Annotated in this window: 2 protein-coding genes; one reads left to right on the top strand and one right to left on the bottom strand. The window is 49.0% G+C overall.

Features of this window, described 5'->3' with window-relative positions:
• The first annotated feature begins 44 nt into the window (after positions 1-44).
• Positions 45-368 carry a stress response translation initiation inhibitor YciH gene (yciH, locus tag ACRC27_RS12240; RefSeq protein WP_438639997.1) on the top strand — a complete coding sequence of 108 codons (324 nt, stop codon included), beginning with the start codon at positions 45-47 and terminating at the stop codon, positions 366-368.
• 174 nt (positions 369-542) lie between these two features.
• On the opposite strand, the gene ACRC27_RS12235 is transcribed toward yciH, so the two are convergent.
• Positions 543-1,076 (bottom strand): cytochrome b, encoded by a 534-nt coding sequence (locus tag ACRC27_RS12235; protein ID WP_152109517.1) that lies wholly within the window; start codon positions 1,074-1,076, stop codon positions 543-545.
• Positions 1,077-1,093 lie beyond the last annotated feature (17 nt).

The raw sequence follows: 1,093 nt of genomic DNA, 5'->3' as shown, positions 1-1,093 counted from the left end.
TAATAGCGCTTTGTTTTTGCTATCCGGACAGGAGCAACTGAAGTATGAATGATAATTCTCGTCTGGTGTATTCGACCGAAACGGGGCGAATTAAAGAAGAGGCTCCCGTGGTTAGCCGCCCGAAAGGGGATGGGGTGGTTCGTATTCAGCGCCAAACCAGCGGCCGTAAAGGTAAAGGCGTATGCGTGATTACGGGAGTTGATTTGCCGGATGCCGAGCTGTCCAAACTGATTGCCGAGTTAAAGAAAAAGTGTGGCTGTGGCGGTACGTTGAAAGACGGCGTGATTGAAATCCAAGGCGATAAGCGGGATCTGATCAAACAGCTGCTGGAAGCCAAAGGCATGAAGGTGAAATTGGCCGGCGGCTGATGCTTAACCGCATGTCATTGTGATGCAGCTATAAGACGCTGAAACGCGATTTCAGAGTGTATTACAGTAATAAGAGTAAAGCCCGCCAATCGGCGGGCTTTGTTTTAGGTTTTTAGCGTATGGTGGCTGGTATTGTGCGCAGTGTGTATTGCAGTACTCCGCCATTTCCCTACCTTATGATTTCTTTTTCGGCATCATGAGCAGTAAGGCATTATCTTTGATGATGTAATGATGATAGAGCGCAGCCGTAGCATGCAGCGCGATGAGCGCATAGCCAATATTGGCCAATGTTTCATGCCATTCCTTGAGCAATGATTTTGTGGCCGGATCTGGCGTGACCCACGGCGTAATCGGAAAGCCGAGGAAAGACCAGCTCTTATCCCCATAGGCCATCAGCAATACACCAAGAACAGGCAGGGCGATAAACCACAGGTAAAGGGCCAGATACATCAACTTCGCAGCCAGATGTTGCCAGCGTGGTGGTGTGGGGATGATAGCGGGATCGGGCAGTAAATGGCGCAATACGATGCGTACTAGCATTAGCGCCCAGACTAGCACGCCGCAGTTATAGTGGATTTCGCGCATTAGCAAATAGGCCGGTGAGTTTTTTACAAACACCCCACGAAACTCAATTGAGAGATAAGCAAGTAAGATCAGCAACAAGGTCAGCCAGTGCAGCGCAATTTGAGATTTACTAAAACGAGTCATAATGGCAGTTCGGTGTT

Source organism: Plesiomonas sp. (assembly GCF_051650925.1).
In the GTDB taxonomy this organism is placed as follows: Bacteria; Pseudomonadota; Gammaproteobacteria; order Enterobacterales; family CAMTGL01; genus Plesiomonas.
The sequence above is the reverse complement of the archived record's forward strand: the minus strand, read 5'-3'. Positions and strand labels throughout refer to the sequence as shown.

Coding starts and splice junctions, on each gene's coding strand:
- yciH (WP_438639997.1), top strand. CDS start 45: ATGAATGATAATTCTCGTCTGGTGTATTCGACCGAAACGGGGCGAATT.
- ACRC27_RS12235 (WP_152109517.1), bottom strand. CDS start 1,076: ATGACTCGTTTTAGTAAATCTCAAATTGCGCTGCACTGGCTGACCTTG.